The organism is Paenibacillus sp. KS-LC4 (genome assembly GCF_036894955.1).
Taxonomy (GTDB): domain Bacteria; phylum Bacillota; class Bacilli; order Paenibacillales; family Paenibacillaceae; genus Pristimantibacillus.
Genome location: NZ_CP145905.1, coordinates 3,161,253 through 3,177,968 on the forward strand (window position 1 = coordinate 3,161,253; position 16,716 = coordinate 3,177,968).

Below are 16,716 nucleotides of genomic sequence, written 5' to 3' on the forward strand. Positions count from 1 at the left end.
TATAGGTGCATAATACACAGCTATCCCTTTGAAAACTATTGATATGGTAATAGCTTACAATTTCACTGCGGGTTATGCAACCTATTTATGTTCACCGTAATATAGTGCAACTAATTTGTCGGATCACCAGAGCATGTACCATTAAAGGACAAAACCTGTACCCATCCAATTTAATTTTTGTTTTCCCTTTCCATCATTATTCACATAATCAAAAACCCGATGAACTTTTATTCAAGTTCATCGAGTTTGAAAATTCGATTTCATTACAATTTTAGATTGAATTGCTTCTTTGTAAAACTCGTCCTGATACGGACAATTTTATTTTATTGGATTACAAAATGCCACATGCCGAGCTTAAGCTTCAGCCTCTACATTACAAGCAGGAATAAACGACATTTCGCAAGCGCCGCTGAACGTAAGGCTCCTGACTGTTTAGAAGGTGCTGGGCATACATAACGGTAAGCTTGGAATCCGGGTCAATGATCGCCATGCACCCGGCTGCGCCGCTCCATCCGAATTCGCCGACCGGGCTCAGTGAGCCGCTTAATGACTTGGAGACATGGGTCCGGACACCAAGACCATACCCGTACCCACTCATGTGATCCCATGAATAATCGCCGCGGGTCTGCTCATTCAGATGATCCTTTCGCATCAGCTCTACCGAGGCTTTTGATAGAATCCGCACGCCGTCCGGGCTAGTTCCATACCCAGTCAATGCGTTCAAAAACAGTGAATAATCACTAACTGTAGACAATAATCCGGCGCCGCCACTCTCAAATTCAGTACCGATTCGGTAACCATTTCCATCCTGACGTATGGCTTTTTCAAGCTCTTCATTGTACATATACTGCGGAATCAGTCGGTTCTGCTGATCAGCGTTCAGATCGAACACCGTATCATTCATCCCAAGTGGTCCAGTGATTTCTTCTCGTAGATATGTACCAAAGCGTCTTCCGCTAACCACCTCTACTAATGCCCCTAGCACATCGTGACACATGCTGTAGTTCCAATGCGTACCTGGCTCAAATAACAGCGGCTCCTTGGCAAGCGCTTTCGCGAAAGCACGTGTTGGCAATGTTCCGTTAGTGTTCTGCACAGCTTCCTTAAAAGCTGGAGTACCTATATCATAAGAGAATCCCGCAGTCATCGTAAACAAGTCGCGTACCGTAATGAGACGGGTTGCTTTTTCCAGCCGAACTTCCCCGTTCGGCAAAGTTTTCCTCACCGTCATCTCGCCATACTCCGGCAAATAGTCGGAAACCGGATCACTTAGCAGCATAGCGCCTCTCTCCACCAGTTGAAGCGCTGCCACGCAGGTCATAATTTTCGTCAAGGAGTAAAGATTGAAGATCGCTCTTTCGCTGATAGGCGTCTGTTCCTCAAGGTTTGCATAGCCGCTGCGGTAACGGAAAACGATATCATTTTGATGCATTACGAGTACCTCTGCCCACGGAACTCGCCAGGAAGTGATACGGTCAACAAATGAAACAAGCGGTTGAAATTCCATTTTCCCCCTACTTTCTATGTAGTATGGTTTATTATTACGTCATGTGGTTCATAGACTCTCTCATCATCCACATACTATTAATATACGATCATTTGCATGGAATAACCACCATCAATCAAATATCCCCAACCCCAAGGCGACCCAAATCTATAGTCGAAATTGCATGAAAAAGGGCTAACCATTCGAAATGGTTAACCCTAATCCTTTGTCCATTCAGCTCACATCGAACATCCGAGCTTGCTCTTCAATAGGCTGGCTATGCCATGAATGCTGCTCCAAGCTTACGAACAATGTCTAGAAAAGACGATATGCCCAAGCTCTTCTTGGAACGAACGCAAATCTCCGCGCAATGCACGAATCGCCGGAACTGCGGTTATGCTTGACGCAAACTTAAAGGTGTCAAGTCTCTCCATACTTCCTTCACATATGCCAGACATTCTTCCTTTGTGCCATTCTTGCCAGCATCGCTCCAGCCGACTGGATTTTTCAGGTGCAAGGGCCATAGCGCATATTGCTCCTCGACATTGACGACTACTTTGTAGCTGAATTCTAGCATTTCGTTCTCCATTAACAATTCCCTCCCTATTCTACCATTCTATCGTTACATTCCGGAGCTCATTTGGCGGTCCGCAAGCTGCTGAAGCTGATCCTTATCTCGAATAATAACAGCATCCGGCACAGCATCCGGTAAGATTGTCTCCATGTGGCGCAGCTGCCGATAACGCATACCGAGCAACCCCCATACAAGCAAGATGACGCCAATTGAAGTGACCAGCAGCCCGATCCCCATCCCACTTCCTGTTCCGAACAGCCCTGCCTCCTCCGTACCTGCTGGCAGCGCTGATGCAAGTGGAGTGAAAACAGACGCAACAAGTGGTCCTGCAAGCAGAAAGCTAAGGGGACGCATGCTGAAAGCCATAACTTGGTTAGTTGCCAATACACGGCCTTGCAGCTCAAGTCCTACTTTTGTCTGTATCAGTGACAGCCAGTGCGTATTGATGAGCGCCAGCGCCAAGCCAAAGCCGAATAAACCGATGGCTGCCGTCACAAGTGAAGGATAGGTTCCGACAATCGCTATTGATAAACCGGTCAGCATAACGAAGCCGACCATTCCGTCCGCTCGGCGGTCGAAGCCGCCCCAAATCGTCATTAGGATCGAGCCGATGAGCAGTCCTGCACCCTCAAACGCAATAACGATACCTACCTTGTCAGCAGTCATGAACTGAAGCAGAAATGGTGTCGTCAGCACGTTGTATAAGCTCATGAAGAAATTGACTACGACGAAAAACACGACCATCGCGACCATACTCTTCCTTTGAATAATGTACTTCCATCCTCCGACGATTTCCCTGCTCATCGGTTCCTCGCGTTTTTTAAACATTAGGTTCGGGAATCGAATTAGCGAAAGGATGAGGATAGACGAGCACAGCAGCACTAGATCAATGACGACAATCGTTTGCAGACCGATTAATACGACCAAAGCTCCTCCTAACGCAGGAGCCATAATTCCGTTCAAGGACATAACGAGCTGCCCTAAGCCGTTTGCATGTCCTAAGTATCTTTTTGGCACGAGTTGAGCTGTCGCTGCCTGATAGGCTGGCATTGTGAAAGCGCCTGCAATCGAACCAATGCCGGCAGCCACGTAGATCGCCCATAGCGACAACGCATCGAAATAGAGCATAGTCGAGAGGAAAATAACAGAGCATAACGCTAACATTTGTCCTGCCAGCATGACCTTTCGCCTATCATAGCGGTCCACAACTGCACCGGCCACGGGAAGCAGCAGAAGCGTCGGGAGAATAGCGTAAAGCGAAATTGTCGCATAATCTGAAATCGATCCGGTTTGCTGAAAAACCCAGATGCCTAGCGCAAATCCGGTCAGTGACGTTCCGATTGTAGCAATAATCAAGCAAAGCGTAACCCAGAGAAAGGATTTAACGCTTGGCTTAACGTCCTTCTGCCCCTGTACAGGTACATCATGTACATACTGAGGAGAGGACGAGGTCAGTGGAACCGCGTTCTTTGTTGCCTTATTTTCCCAGAAGTCGCGCTCTTCCTCCCACTTGCGAATCTGCTGCGCCATGATTTTCGCGGTATGCTCAGATTGATGCTTGTGAAAATAATGCCCGGCATGCTCAACAACATGCAGTCGCACATCCTCGCTGAAATCCTGCCACTCCATATAACGTTCCTCGTAAAACTCCGTCATTCGATCGGCTCCTCCGACAATGCAGGCAACTGGCGCCTTCAGCTTCGGCTTATTCGGCAGTGTGAAGAGCGCCGTGTAATAATCCTCCGCCTCACGTGCATCATGCCGCAAATTGCGAAGAACGAACGTTTGTTCCTCTGGAGAAATTTCGTCATCGAATCCACCAAAGGCGCGAAGCATGTCGCGTGCGAACTTATCGGACGTCCACTTCTCACGGGGGAACAAGCGATGCCACCATTCCGTCAGCTTGAATGGCAGCCTAGCACCCGGAAAGGTGCCCGCCATAAAAATCCCGCTAACCTCCACATTGGCTTGCTGCAGCAAAAGCGCAGTTCGAAGCACCATTGCCCCGCCTAAGCAATGGCCGTAAAGATAGACTTCGCCTTTAACCTTGTTTTTGATTTCTTGGGCAATCTGAGCAGCCGTTTCGCCATGCGAGGCCAGCAATTGGCTAGGCCTACTGTAATCATGCCCGGGCAGCTCGACCGCGAACAAGGTATAATTTGGCGGCAATTTTTTAGCTAGCGGCTGGAACGTAATCGCGCTGCCGCCGCCATACGGCACGCAGACTACCGTGATTGCTTTGCCCCCGATATTGGATGCCTTTTTGAACTCAATCAAAAGATCATTGCTTCGTGTAGCGCCGGAAGTGAGATGCTCGGCCAGCTCCCGCACCGTCGGATACTGGAAGAGATCCATTACGCTGAAGGAATTGCCCATTTTTCGTACGACCTTAATTGCCTTGAATGAGTCCCCGCCAAGATCGAAAAATTCATCGTTGATACCGATCTGATCGAGCCCTAAAACTTCCTGCCAGACAACGGCGATTTCAAGCTCTTCCTTCGTCTCCGGCGCAGCAAAGTCGTTGTCGCCCGCACGATTTTCGGCGCTAGGTGCAGGCAGCATGGCACGATCCAGCTTACCATTCGCATTAAGCGGCAGCCGATCAATCTCGACAAAAGCCGAAGGCAGCATGTAGTCGGGCAAAATACTCTTGGTGTGTTTTCGAATCGCGCTTACATCGATCTGTACCCCACTCCTTGTCTGCTCCTTAGAGTCTAGTAACAAGTGCTGCTCCGGTACGAGATAAGCAACGAGCCGCTTGTCTCCTGGTTCATCTTCGCGAATCGTCACGACCGCGTCGCGCACGCCTTCCATTTGCAGAAGAACATGCTCGATCTCGCCCGTCTCGATTCGGTAGCCACGAATCTTGAACTGTTGGTCCATTCGTCCAATAAACTGAATAATGCCGTTAGGCAAATGGCGAACGAGATCGCCCGTGCGATACATCCGTCCGCCTGGCTCGTCTGTGAACGGATTCGAAATGAATCGCTCGGCCGTCAGATCTGGCCTGCCGTAGTAGCCTCGCGTAACAGCGCTTCCCCCGATGTACAACTCGCCGATGACGCCAGCAGGAACTGGCTGCAGGTTAGCGTTAAGCACATAGACCGGTACATTCGGTAGCGGACGTCCAAGTGGAAGCACCGCAAGATGATCCTGCTCGCTTCCTTCTATCGGCACCTCATAGGTGAGCACGGAAACGGTTGTCTCCGTAGGGCCATAATGGTTTTGAATTCTACAGCCCGGTCGAAGGCTCCGAATGTCTGCAATTGTCCCCCAATGCGAGGCTTCTCCAGCAAGAATTAAGCATTCGCGTGGTATGATGACGCTGGGATTTGTTATGCCGAGCAGCAACTCCATATGGCTTGGAACGATCTTCATGACATCTATCGGATTCGCCTCGCAATAAGCGGCGAAGGCATCGGGATCAGCGGCTCGCTCATACGGAATAACATGCAGAGTGCCTCCTGATCCGAACGCTCCCCAAATCATCGGTGTGCCGAGATCAGCAGCAAGTGTACTGACGATAGCAAAATGAAGGCCCTCCCGCAGCTCCAAACGCTGCATGATTCCTTCCAAATAGTTAGCATAACTTCGGTGCTCCACCGCCACGCCCTTTGGTTTCCCTGTCGATCCGGAGGTAAACAGCACATACATAAGATCGCCCAGCTTTGAGATTACATCGGGATTGCCTGCTTCTTCCTGCGCTATTTTATCCCAATCACGGTCGAGTGAAACCATGCGTATGGGCGCAGATGCTGCCTCCTCGTTTTGCAACAGTAGATCTGCGAATGCTTCCTCGGTCACGATGACGGATACCTCAGCCTCCTGTGCAATCATTCGCAAGCGCTCTACTGGCAATTTAGGATCAAGCGGTACATAAGCGCCGCCTGCCTTCAAGATGCCGACTAAGCCGACGATGATATCGACGGTGCGCTCCATGTAGAGACCGACTGTTGTATTAGGTCCGACCTGCATACGGCGCAAATAGTGAGCTAATCGGTTAGCCCGTTCATTCAGTTCTCGATAGGTAAGCGTACGTCCCTCTGAGCATACGGCGGCAGTCAGAGGTGTGAGAGCCGATTGGCGCTCCACGAGAAGATGCGGCAATTGGAGCTCTGTCCAGACAGACTCGGTTGCATTCCAGTCAACTAGTACCTTCCGCAGCTGTTCGCCCGAGAGAGCCGCGACCGCATAGAGCGGCAGCGTGGAATCGTCTACTACGCGTTCCAAAATCATACAGTAAAGCTCCACCATTTGCCGGATTGTCGACTCGCGGAATAAATCTGGGCGGTAGGTCAAAGTCACCTCCATACCTAAGTTTTGATTCTCGAATATCGTCATCGTCAGATCCAGCACCCCGCCTCGCGTACGATCTCCTACGAATGGTACAATCTCAAGGTCTGGCAGTTCCCGCAGCTCCTGCCCGTGCCGTTCGAACAGAAACATGGTATCAAAAAATAACGCATGACCGATAATGCGATCTGGATTCATCTCTTCGACAATTCTATCAAACGGCAAATCCTGATGATCATTCGCCTCCAGCACCGTCTCGCGGACTGCCGAGATAAAGTCGCTAAAGCTGCTGACCATGTCAATCGGGGAGCGAAGCGCGACCGTATTCGCAAAGAAGCCGGCAAGCTTCTCGATTTCCTGCTTGCCTCGATTCGCCATTGGCGTTCCGACAACAATTTCTTGCTTGCCGTTATAGCTTGCGAGCAGTATTTTGTATGCAGCTATCAGCAGGACAAACAATGTGCAGCCGAGTTGCTTGCTCAACTCACGGATTCGCTGTGAGAATGCCGCATCAAGCGGTAGGCTGAAGAAGCCGACTTTGCGCTCAACTTGAATCGAGGGGCGCGGGTAATCCGTCGGGAGATCCAGCGTTGCCGGTGCTGGCATAAGCTTATTTTTCCAATAGCTCAGCTGGTTCTCGTATTCCGATCCTGTCATCCACTGCCTCTGCCAAACGGCAAAATCCGGATATTGAATCGGCAGCTCGGGAAGCGAATGCGGCTCTTGCAGAGCGAAGGAACGATAGATAGCGGCTAGCTCATGGTCAAATACGTCGGCAGACCAGCCATCATAGATTAAGTGATGCGTCATCCAGACGAGAACATGCTCTTCGGGATTTAAGCGGAAGAGCATTGCCTTTACAAGCGGCCCATTCAGGAAATCATAAGGTGCCGTGGCTTCCTTCTCCATAATCTCATAGACCTTGTTTTCATCGCTCAAGTCAATTATTGGGAGGTCGATCGTCAGCTCAGGGCGAATGATCTGAACGTAATCGTCGCCTTCAAAAGCAACAACAGCGCGCATAATTTCATGACGCTTGATCATCTCGTTCAGAGTACGATGCAAGGCAGAAACGTTCAATTTCCCAATAAATTTGTAGCCGTTGGCAAAATTATACCGCTCCGTCCCCGGCATATATTCTTCGAAAAACATAATCCGCTGTTGTGGAAAGGATAATGGGAATTTGTTGTCTCCTTCTTGCCTAGGCAGCTTCGGGATGACTGAAGAAGCTGCGACTGCCTTTGCCTTATTCTGTTTGGCTTTCAGAGCGAGGAGCGCCCGTCTTTCAGGTGAAAGCTGCTCAATTCGATCAACCGTTTTACTCATCGCGCTCCTCCTCCAAAGACTGGGGATGACTTCCGAGCTGCCGCTGCACGAGCCACTGCGAGAGCAATGAACGCTTTCTTGCTGATAGTGACTGATTGAAAGCATCCAGTCGCTGATCGGATGCTGCCGCTACGGTTCGCAAGGACTTCTGGTGCTGCGCTGCAACGAAATCAGCAATAAGCTGCTCCGAGGCAATCGCGTATTCGGGCTTGCCGATTACTGACTCCATGGCTGTGCAGGCCGCTGCCATCGTATCATGCTCCGCCATAACCTTCGCTAACTGGCGGCAGCGTTGTTTCACTACGCTTGTTTGAATGCCTTTCATGGCTTGGGCAATTAGCTCCGGCTCCCACTGCAGCGGCGGCAAATAATCACCGATGCCCAGATGCTTGATCCGCATTCCGTTATCTGGCCGATCCGTATCGGCCGCGAGTGCCAGCTGCGGCAAAGCGGCGGTCATGGCTCCCGTAATCGTACCGATTCCGCCGTGATGGATGACGCTGCTGACTAGCGGATAGACACTTGCGAGCGGCAATATTCTATACCAGCGAATATGATCGGGAAGCTCGCCTTGAATGAATTCTTCATGCCTCGTAACTACTATAGTTCGCTGCCCCAGCAGCTTGACTCCCTCGATTGCTGCTTGGTAGAAGTTTGGTTTAATCATTTTTCCTGTCCCGCCTGTTATCAAAAGTGGCGGTTCTCCAGCATGAATAAAATCTAGCAGGTCTTGGGGCAAAGGCTCATATTCGATGGCATCTGCCTGCGGAAACCCGACGGTGTCCACCTTAAGTGCCCATTCTGGTGCTTCGACGGCAGCATCGAAGCTCTCATGCCAGAAACCGATATTTTTTTTCACAGCGCCCATCCATGATGTCCAGCCTGAGACAGGCGTCAGGCCAAGATTACTGCGAAATGTGTTAATAAGAGATATCGCAAAGTCCAGTCCAAGCTCTTCCCAAATATGCAGCTGCGTTACATAGCTGGGAGCCAGAACGCCCGTTACGATTGGTACCTGCATCATCTCCGATACGATCATCGCAACGAAACCGTCACGATCCTTACAAATAAGCACGGAGTCCTCCGCTTGGCATAGCTCGGTCAGGATGTCATACTCCTGTTGGAATTTCTCTTTCGAATAATACTTGCGTTGATAAGCTTCATAAAGGTCCGGCTTGTTCAGTGGATCCTCCATCATGTAGAGATCCTTCATAATTTCGGTATATTCCTCTGGCTTATCAATGCCGCAAAACGCGATGCCGGACTTCTCGGCCAGCGGCGCAAACACGCCGTGCGTCACCAGGGTTGCTTGGTGACCGCGCCGGCGAAGTGCAGACGCTAACCGTAGAAACGGCAAAACATCCCCGTTCGTCATATGCGTGCTAAGAACAAAATTTGCCACGAATCGTTTCCTCCCCGCTCGTATGCTGACTATTGCTTCAGTAGCGCCTCAATTTCCTCTTCCGTTAGATGCTCCATTTCACTCAGCAATGCTTCAATTTCGGCATCGTCTGTTTCCGCAAGCAGCTTGGCTTCTATAATGGATGCGAGGGTGCGAATCGTCGTTCCTTGCGTGAGCATATCCTTCAGTGAAACCTTCACCCCTAACACATGATCGCACCTTACAAGAATTTGAGTAGCGACGAGCGAGTGTCCGCCTAAGTCGATGAAATCATCGTCAAGCCCGATTTGATCGAAACGGAAGAAGCCTGACCAGATCAGGGCAAGCTCTTTCTCAATATAGCTCTCCGGCGGTACATAGGCGTGACCGATCATTCCCCGTGATAGCGTGGGGCTTGGCAGAAGCTTTCGATCCGTCTTACCGCTAGGCGTAAGCGGAAAGGCTTCCATCTCGACGAAGTAAGAAGGAATCATATAGTCCGGCAAATGCTTCTGTAGATGGCTTCTAAGCTCGCTAATTGAGGGAGATATTTCTGGGCTGGGAATGAAATAGGAGGTAATGCGCTGATCTCCAGGCTGATCCTCGTAGATAATTGTCACGGCTTGATGGACACCCGAATGCTGTTCAAGCACGGTGCTGATTTCGCCAAGCTCAATGCGGAAGCCCCTTACCTTCACCTGATCGTCGTTGCGGCCGAGGCACTCCAAATTCCCATCCGTGAGCCAGCGTCCAAGATCTCCAGTATGGTACATGCGTGCTCCTGGTTCAGTGCTGAAAGGGTCAGGTACGAATCGCTCAGCTGTCAAATCCGGTCTGCCGTAATAGCCGCGTGCAAGCCCGATGCCACTGATAAAAAGCTCCCCAATCTCACCAGGTGCGAGTGGTTCATAACGATCGTTTAATACATACATGGCATTATCGGGGATAGCCTTGCCAATTGGAATGACTGAGCGATTCAGGCTGCGATCGCTGGTCCAATTGGTAATGAATACAGCAGCCTCAGTGGGACCATATAAGTTATGAAGCTGCGCGGACATCATGCGGCAAAATCGTTCGTTTAAGGCGGCAGATAATGGCTCTCCGCATAAGAAAACATGTTTTAAAAAGGAAAGATCCTGAGCCTGCTCCGCACTTAAAAATGTCTGGAGCATCGTTGGAACGAATTGCACATAGGTGATTTTTTCGCGCTTCATAATTTCCCACATATAATTGTTATCCAGATGGCCTTTAGGCTTGGCCATAACGAGACATGCTCCGCATATGTGCGGCCAGAAAAATTCCCATACCGATACGTCGAAGCTGTAAGGAGATTTTTGCAGAAGCTTATCATTTTGCCCCATTTCAAAATTGCGCTGCAGCCAGAGAACCCGATTGGAAATGGCAGCGTGCGTATTCATCGCCCCCTTAGGTCTACCCGTCGATCCGGAGGTGTAGAACATGTAAGCCAGATGACTATCCTGCAAGGCAATATTCAGGTTGCCCTCCTCCGCTCCATATCCGTCAAGTGGCTCTGACTCGTCTAAAATCAGTACCTCACCGTCGAACTCCGCGAACTGCTCCGCGAACTGACGCTGCGTAATGATTCGTCTTACCTTGCTGTCCTCAATCATGTAGGCTAGCCTATCCTTCGGATAATCCGGATCCAGCGGCACGTATGCCCCCCCTGCCTTCAGAACACCGTATAGAGCAACGACTAGTTCAATCGAACGCTCCATGCAAATGCCTGTCAGTGCGTCGGGAGCGACACCAATCCCACGCAAGCGATACGCCAACCGATTTGCGCGGCGGTTCAACTCGGCGTAAGTTACCGACTCCTCCTCAAATCTAACAGCTTCACGATCTGGCGTGCGTTCCGCCTGCTGCTCGAACAACTGGTGAATCCAGCCTCTTTGTTGCATTCAATCACTCCTCATATGTAGTGACTATCCCGATAATACTATTTCCTTTGCATAGATTATGCTACTTGAATATGGTAGAATGCGCTAATGCTGGAATGACTTCTTTCGCATTGCTTTAACGCTAGAATGACCCTTTCGGGCGATCTCTCATTGGAAGAGACCGCCCGTTGTTGTGACGGATGCTGTGCTGTAATTCCTTTGATTAGACTTGGAAAAACCTGCCATCTACCGCAAGTTCAATTGTTCATCCATTGATAGGTTTTCTGCTTGACTTACTTTGTTTACAAGCGTAAACTACAACTATCGTTTACACTTGTAAACAAACTGCATAGAAATAGGTGAATAAAATGAGCGACTCTCCTCACATAACCGAGGCCGAATGTGAAGTCATGAAGCTTCTTTGGCAGAAGGAGCCTTTGTCTGCTAATGAAATGATTTCGAAGTTGTCGGAGCAAATGAACTGGACGGATCAGACAATCAAAACCTTCCTTAACCGATTGCACAAGAAGAATGCGATCCGTTTCGAAAAAACCGGCAGGAATTATATTTATTATTCGATGGTTTCACATGAAGAATACTTAAAAAGAGAGAATAAATCCTTTTTAGACCGCGTGTATAAGGGGGCCGTAGGCATGCTTTTCGCAAAATTTCTTGAGGAAGAAACTCTCTCAGAGAAAGCTATTGAGGAGCTTCAACAACTGCTGGAAAAGAAGAAGAAATCATGATTTTCCTTAAAACGATGTACGCCCTTCTCTTGAATGCATCGTTGGCATCGACGGCAATCATCTTGTTGCTGCTTTGCATTCGGAAATGGTTTTATTTGCGCCTTGCACCTAGCTTTATTCATGTCTTGTGGCTTCTTGTGTTAATTAAGCTGCTTATACCTATTGCTCCGTCGAGCTCGTTCAGTTTTTTTAATCTGGTGCCGCTCACGATAGCAGATAAATGGACAACAGAGCAACGTTTTTCTACTCACGATTCCGGGTCTGTGAAGCAATGGGAGGACACTGTCGAATCCGGCGACGAGACGAAGGCTCCCTTACAACAACATGCAGAAGAATCGCTGCCTTCCATTTTAGCGGCATCCCAGCTTAAGGATGCGGATTGGGTAGCAACAATTCCTCCCTCTTACAGCAGCGAGGAAAACCGGGGTGGGTTCACGCTACTTAGAATCGGCTTATTGATATGGCTTGGAGGATTCGTATTTCTCGGTATTTATTACCTGGCTATAACACTGAAATTCAGAAAGCAACTCCAATTCGCCCGCCGGATCAACAATGAAGAGATCCTTTCTGTTCTTAAAGCATGCAGTGAACAACTGGGCATTAAACCAAATATTCCGGTCTATGAGATAAGCGGTTTTAAGAGCCCATGGATCTACGGAGTGTTAAAGCCTAGCATTTATTTGCCAGAAGATATGGTTGTTATATTAGATTCCCGGCAATTGAGACATGTACTACTACATGAGCTGGCACATTATAAACGCAAAGATTTATGGTTCAATTTCTTATGGACGTTAGCGATATGGCTGCATTGGTTTAATCCTTTCGTTTGGCTGGCACGGCGAAAAATGACCTCCGATCGGGAAATAGCCTGTGATGCCATCGTGCTTGAAGCGCTGGGTGAGCGGGAATCTTCGTCATATGGCAGGACACTTCTTATGCTGTCGCGTTTTTTTTCCCGAAGCTCTTCTTCACGGGCTCATCTTCCCTATTTCTTCAAAAACAATAAAGAGACGAAACGGAGAGTTATGATGATTACGAGGTTCAAACAAGGTTCATACAAGCTGTCTGCAACAGCTGTTTTGTTGATATGCTTCTTGAGCGCCGTTTTGCTTACCAACGCCAATGTCGACTCAAATGCTTCTCAGGCAGAAAATTCAAGCAATGAGAATACGGTATCCTCCCTTCAGATCGACAGATTGATTCCATCGTTCAAATGGTTTCATAATCTGGACCGGGCGCTCGCTTTTTCAACGTTTGAATTTAAAGTGCCTGATTATTTGCCCGAAGGGTATCGCCTAAGGAATGTGGATTTAAATGAGAATTTTAGTAAAGCCAATAAAGCAGACTTAATTGAATTTGCTACAATCACTTTCGTATCGAACTTTGATCAGCAAGACGAGCGTAATATTGAGATCAAAGCCTCCAAAGGAAACGGAACTTTGCTGGAGCATCAATTATTGTGGGGAGCCTCGTATTCCCAACAAGCGGGCCAAGCTCCTTCTTATCGGCAAGAAGACCTGACATTAGGCAGTATGAAAGGTACGATGTACACAACTACAAGGTCCAAGTATAAGAAAAAGCCTGAACCGGCCCAAAGCTTTGTATGGCAGGAACACGGTGTAACGTATGCAATCAATTATTATAGCGTTGATCTTGCACAAGAAGAGCTTGTAAAAGTCATTCAGTCCTTTGCTTTGCCAGAACAAGTTCAATCTGTCGATTATAAGGGTAAGGGCAATTCTTTCCCTTTGTATGATGAGACGGATTTGCAGAAAGCAAAACATATTCTTGGCTTTCCAGTGAAATTCCCGGTGGCCCTTTCAGACTATGGCCTTAAGCTTGCTGATTCGGTTATGCAGCAGGCTGATGATCAGAACACCGGGTTCTCCATTCGACCAGACACAGACGCCTTAAAAAATAGTTATCGCGTTCCTTACAATTCCTCCATTTATGAAATAAATGACACGATTGATTTTTATCAGAGCAAAGCGCCTGCTGTAGATGTAAACAAGCTGTCGTTTCTACGCAAACTTGAAATTAATGGCATTGAAATAACTACATATACAGATCATGATCACATTTATTGGGAACCAGTTCAATCCGATAACAATCAGTTGAAGTTCAAAACTCAAACGTATTACGTCTGGGAGCAAAACGGTATTTATTATACGGCCTTTTTTCTCGGGGTAGACAAGCATCAAGAAGAAAACCTGAAATCCTTAGTGCTCGCTCCTGTCTAGCAACTGGGGGAACTATCCATTCGTCACGTCGATCATTACGTTGAAATAGGAGTATTGGAGCAGGGTGATTTGCGGCCGTCCTTTACAAAAAAAACGCTCCCTGCATCATGGTTGCAGGGAGCGTTTTTGAAGTTAGGAGGCTGGTATCGGCTCTTCCCAGCGCGTCATTCCCACTAGCTCCGGATGATCGTCCGGGCAAGATTCTGTAGGCAGCTTGGTTTTCTTAGAAAGCACACAGCCACACTTGCCACAGATTTTCTCCGCAGCATCGGCAGCGACCGAGGTCGTTGCCGAAAGGGCATTGTAGAGCAGCTTATTCGGCTTGTTTTGAATATGCGGGCAAGTCATGCAAGCGCTCATCCGCTTATGATAAACGTCGTCCTCCACAGTGGCAAAGCCTGCTCGTGCCCACTTCCACAGCGCTTGTCCGGCTTTCTTGGCCAAATCGGCATTGGAATGTGTAGCGGAAGACTCGCCAGTAAAGGCAGTCACCTCTTTAGCATCAGGTCGTGAGGCATCAGAGACTTCGCGAGCTAATGCTTCGGGCGTTACTAAAATCTCCTCTCCTCCGTCCATTTCCACCACTGGAGGATTGTTCAGCAAATGAGTTAGAAACATCTCCGACCTTCTTGCTGACAATAAATTATGCGCATAACTGGCATCATGAACAGCCGCAAAAAGAACCTTTTCCGAAACCGGACCGTTCAAACCCAGGATGATGCCAAATTGCTCACACTGCTCCTTTATACTTCCCGTGAATGCTTCTTGAGCGGCTGATTTCATAGCTATTCTCCTTTGTGCTTGTAATCGTGCAGCTTTTATTTCAACGTGATTTCAGCCGAATTTGAATTGGGGTCCAAGGTCGAGCCGATATCAGAGGTTAGTGCTCTGGACACTGAAACGGTATAATCCACTCCGCGCTGCAAATTGACCTTCAGCAAGACGGACGAACGGCTGCTGCCAGGTGTTACATCGCTAATGTGCGCACTAGGCTCAAATGAAAAATCATCCTCATCAGCTGCATGCAGCGCCCTAACGGCTGTATTAAAATGCAATTCAACGCTTGCGCTGGCATGAAGCAAGGCGTAACGAACCTCTTCTATAAGCAGCGTCTTATTTTCACCGGTCACATCCGCGAATAGAAACGATAGGTCTGTAGCTACTGCAAAATCCGCTGTGATCAAGCCTGTTGCATCGACGATTTTATGTTCCTGAAGCAGCCTGAACGCTGTCGCTGCCGCGTCAGGCGTTATATCGGCAGTCACCAGCGAGGAAGCATGAATAGTCGCTCCGATCACTTTTGCTCCGATTACCTTCAAGCCATTTACTTCTGGACCACCAATGCCGTTCGGAGGGAAATTCATGCCATTGCCTGCTTCTATCGCATCCATCCTAGTTCCCGTAGTTGGCTTGTAAAAATCGGTTTCATAAGCATCATGCAACGAGGTATTTATGTTATTAAAGATAACGAGCTGAATTTGGTGCAGTGCGCTAGTCATCAATGGGGCATACAGCGTACCAAAGAACATATTTTGCAAAATTGCAGGTGTATAGTAATCACTCATGCCAACAGAAGTGTAGCCATCTGCGTTCAAAGGCGCGCTCTTCTGAAGACGGCTGACCATATTCCCGAGAATGAACGCCAGTCCTTCCATTCCAAGTCCCTTGATACGCGTTAAACCGCCCGAAAGGACAACGTATTGCTTGCCGTATTGGGTGAAGGCGTAAGCGTTGGGCTCCAGACGTCCGATATCATGATAGAACGTAATATCCGGGTAGAAGCCTTGGAACAGGTTCACTAGGTATTTGACCATGGCGTTGCCAATACTCACTTCCGTAAAGCTCCATCTATCCGCATTATCGTTTACATCAATCGCTTGCAAAGGGCTAAGGAAGGCGGCCGCAGTGTCTGGGACAAAAGCTACATTTGATCCGTGTACATAAAATTTGCTCGACTTCACAGTCGCTTCAGGAGCAGCAGCGGATAACGTATCCAATCCAGCGTCGCTCTTTGCGCTAAAGGACATATAATTACCAGCAACCAAGTGTGAATGAGCCGCTTCATATTCTTTAGTTCCCAATAATGGTTGATCCTCTACATCCTCCAGCAGGCCGCTTTTCAAAAGCTCCCGCTGATGGATTTGCAAATTGAAGTCACCGGAAACCAAGCCCTCGGAAAGCAGCAAATGACCGTCCAGCCTTCCATCAAACGAAGCGTCTGTAGCGATATGATGCACCCCTCCTACGTATTCGCCGATGCTGATTTCGTCGATTTGCACCTCAGTAGCATTATAGGAAATCAACAAATCACGTCCCGGTACGAGGCGATCAGCCCGCTTAAGCTTGCCGCTAGGCATGAGGAACAAATGGTCCGGTGTGACGACGATGCTGCCATGACCGCCGAATCGGATGTACACCATCGCGGGTTGATGACTTTGAGGACCAGTGCCGTTGCTGAAGTTCACTTTGGCCTTCTTCCACTCCAGCTGTAGACCTTGCTCGCTTTGCTGTAAGCTGGCTGTAATGACTTTATCCCCTACACTAAACTTCTCAATCGCAGTGTGACCCTCTGGTGTCCCGATTTGCGTGCCATGGGCGAAGCAGGAGCAGCAGCAATAGCAGGTGACAACGTTCCACGTTTCTCCCAGGCTCATACAGCCGCGGTTGCCGAGCGTCGCATGGCTCATATCGGAAGGGTTTTTCGTATCAAAGCATACTTGAGCTGCAAACGGGTACAAATAATCATGCGGGGAGCAACCTGGCACAGGGTTT

9 protein-coding genes are annotated in these 16,716 nt (G+C 48.7%); 2 read left to right on the forward strand and 7 right to left on the reverse strand.

The genetic code is table 11. The features are described from left to right. Positions 1-373: 373 nt before the first annotated feature. From V5J77_RS13335 to V5J77_RS13355, 5 genes are all read right to left on the reverse strand, one after another. Positions 374-1,507, reverse strand: coding sequence for a serine hydrolase domain-containing protein (locus V5J77_RS13335; protein WP_338551335.1), 1,134 nt, complete (start codon positions 1,505-1,507; stop codon positions 374-376). Between the two features lie 373 nt (positions 1,508-1,880). Beyond that, on the reverse strand, positions 1,881-2,075 hold the full coding sequence (locus tag V5J77_RS13340) for an MbtH family NRPS accessory protein (RefSeq protein WP_338551336.1): 195 nt from the start codon (positions 2,073-2,075) through the stop codon (positions 1,881-1,883). Positions 2,076-2,108: 33 nt separating this feature from the next. Beyond that, positions 2,109-7,679, reverse strand: a complete 5,571-nt coding sequence (locus V5J77_RS13345; RefSeq protein ID WP_338551337.1) for an amino acid adenylation domain-containing protein — start codon at positions 7,677-7,679, stop codon at positions 2,109-2,111. Further along, positions 7,672-9,081: a nucleotide disphospho-sugar-binding domain-containing protein gene (locus tag V5J77_RS13350; protein WP_338551338.1), complete on the reverse strand. Its 1,410-nt coding sequence runs from the start codon at positions 9,079-9,081 to the stop codon at positions 7,672-7,674. The genes V5J77_RS13345 and V5J77_RS13350 overlap by 8 nt, the downstream gene beginning before the upstream one ends. A gap of 29 nt (positions 9,082-9,110) precedes the next feature. Then, positions 9,111-10,979, reverse strand: coding sequence for an amino acid adenylation domain-containing protein (locus V5J77_RS13355; RefSeq protein WP_338551339.1), 1,869 nt, complete (start codon positions 10,977-10,979; stop codon positions 9,111-9,113). Positions 10,980-11,326: 347 nt separating this feature from the next. On the opposite strand from V5J77_RS13355, the gene V5J77_RS13360 reads away from it, so the two are divergent. Both V5J77_RS13360 and V5J77_RS13365 read left to right on the forward strand, forming a co-directional pair. Continuing rightward, the gene (locus V5J77_RS13360) at positions 11,327-11,704 is read left to right on the forward strand and encodes a BlaI/MecI/CopY family transcriptional regulator (RefSeq protein ID WP_338551340.1); all 378 of its coding nucleotides are present in this window, start codon (positions 11,327-11,329) and stop codon (positions 11,702-11,704) included. Next, positions 11,701-13,944: a M56 family metallopeptidase gene (locus tag V5J77_RS13365; RefSeq protein ID WP_338551341.1), complete on the forward strand. Its 2,244-nt coding sequence runs from the start codon at positions 11,701-11,703 to the stop codon at positions 13,942-13,944. Before V5J77_RS13360 ends, V5J77_RS13365 begins: the two co-directional genes overlap by 4 nt. A gap of 132 nt (positions 13,945-14,076) precedes the next feature. Here V5J77_RS13365 and V5J77_RS13370 read toward each other — a convergent pair whose 3' ends face one another. Beyond that, positions 14,077-14,727 carry a hypothetical protein gene (locus V5J77_RS13370; protein ID WP_338551342.1) on the reverse strand — a complete coding sequence of 217 codons (651 nt, stop codon included), beginning with the start codon at positions 14,725-14,727 and terminating at the stop codon, positions 14,077-14,079. 35 nt (positions 14,728-14,762) lie between these two features. Continuing rightward, entirely contained in the window at positions 14,763-16,709 is a 1,947-nt protein-coding gene (locus tag V5J77_RS13375) for a Hint domain-containing protein (protein WP_338551343.1), read from the reverse strand. Positions 16,710-16,716 lie beyond the last annotated feature (7 nt).

Bases quoted from the DNA above. Each gene is read 5' to 3' on its own strand.
- V5J77_RS13335 (WP_338551335.1), bottom strand. From the start codon at position 1,507: ATGGAATTTCAACCGCTTGTTTCATTTGTTGACCGTATCACTTCCTGG.
- V5J77_RS13340 (WP_338551336.1), bottom strand. From the start codon at position 2,075: ATGGAGAACGAAATGCTAGAATTCAGCTACAAAGTAGTCGTCAATGTC.
- V5J77_RS13345 (WP_338551337.1), bottom strand. From the start codon at position 7,679: ATGAGTAAAACGGTTGATCGAATTGAGCAGCTTTCACCTGAAAGACGG.
- V5J77_RS13355 (WP_338551339.1), bottom strand. From the start codon at position 10,979: ATGCAACAAAGAGGCTGGATTCACCAGTTGTTCGAGCAGCAGGCGGAA.
- V5J77_RS13360 (WP_338551340.1), top strand. From the start codon at position 11,327: ATGAGCGACTCTCCTCACATAACCGAGGCCGAATGTGAAGTCATGAAG.
- V5J77_RS13365 (WP_338551341.1), top strand. From the start codon at position 11,701: ATGATTTTCCTTAAAACGATGTACGCCCTTCTCTTGAATGCATCGTTG.
- V5J77_RS13370 (WP_338551342.1), bottom strand. From the start codon at position 14,727: ATGAAATCAGCCGCTCAAGAAGCATTCACGGGAAGTATAAAGGAGCAG.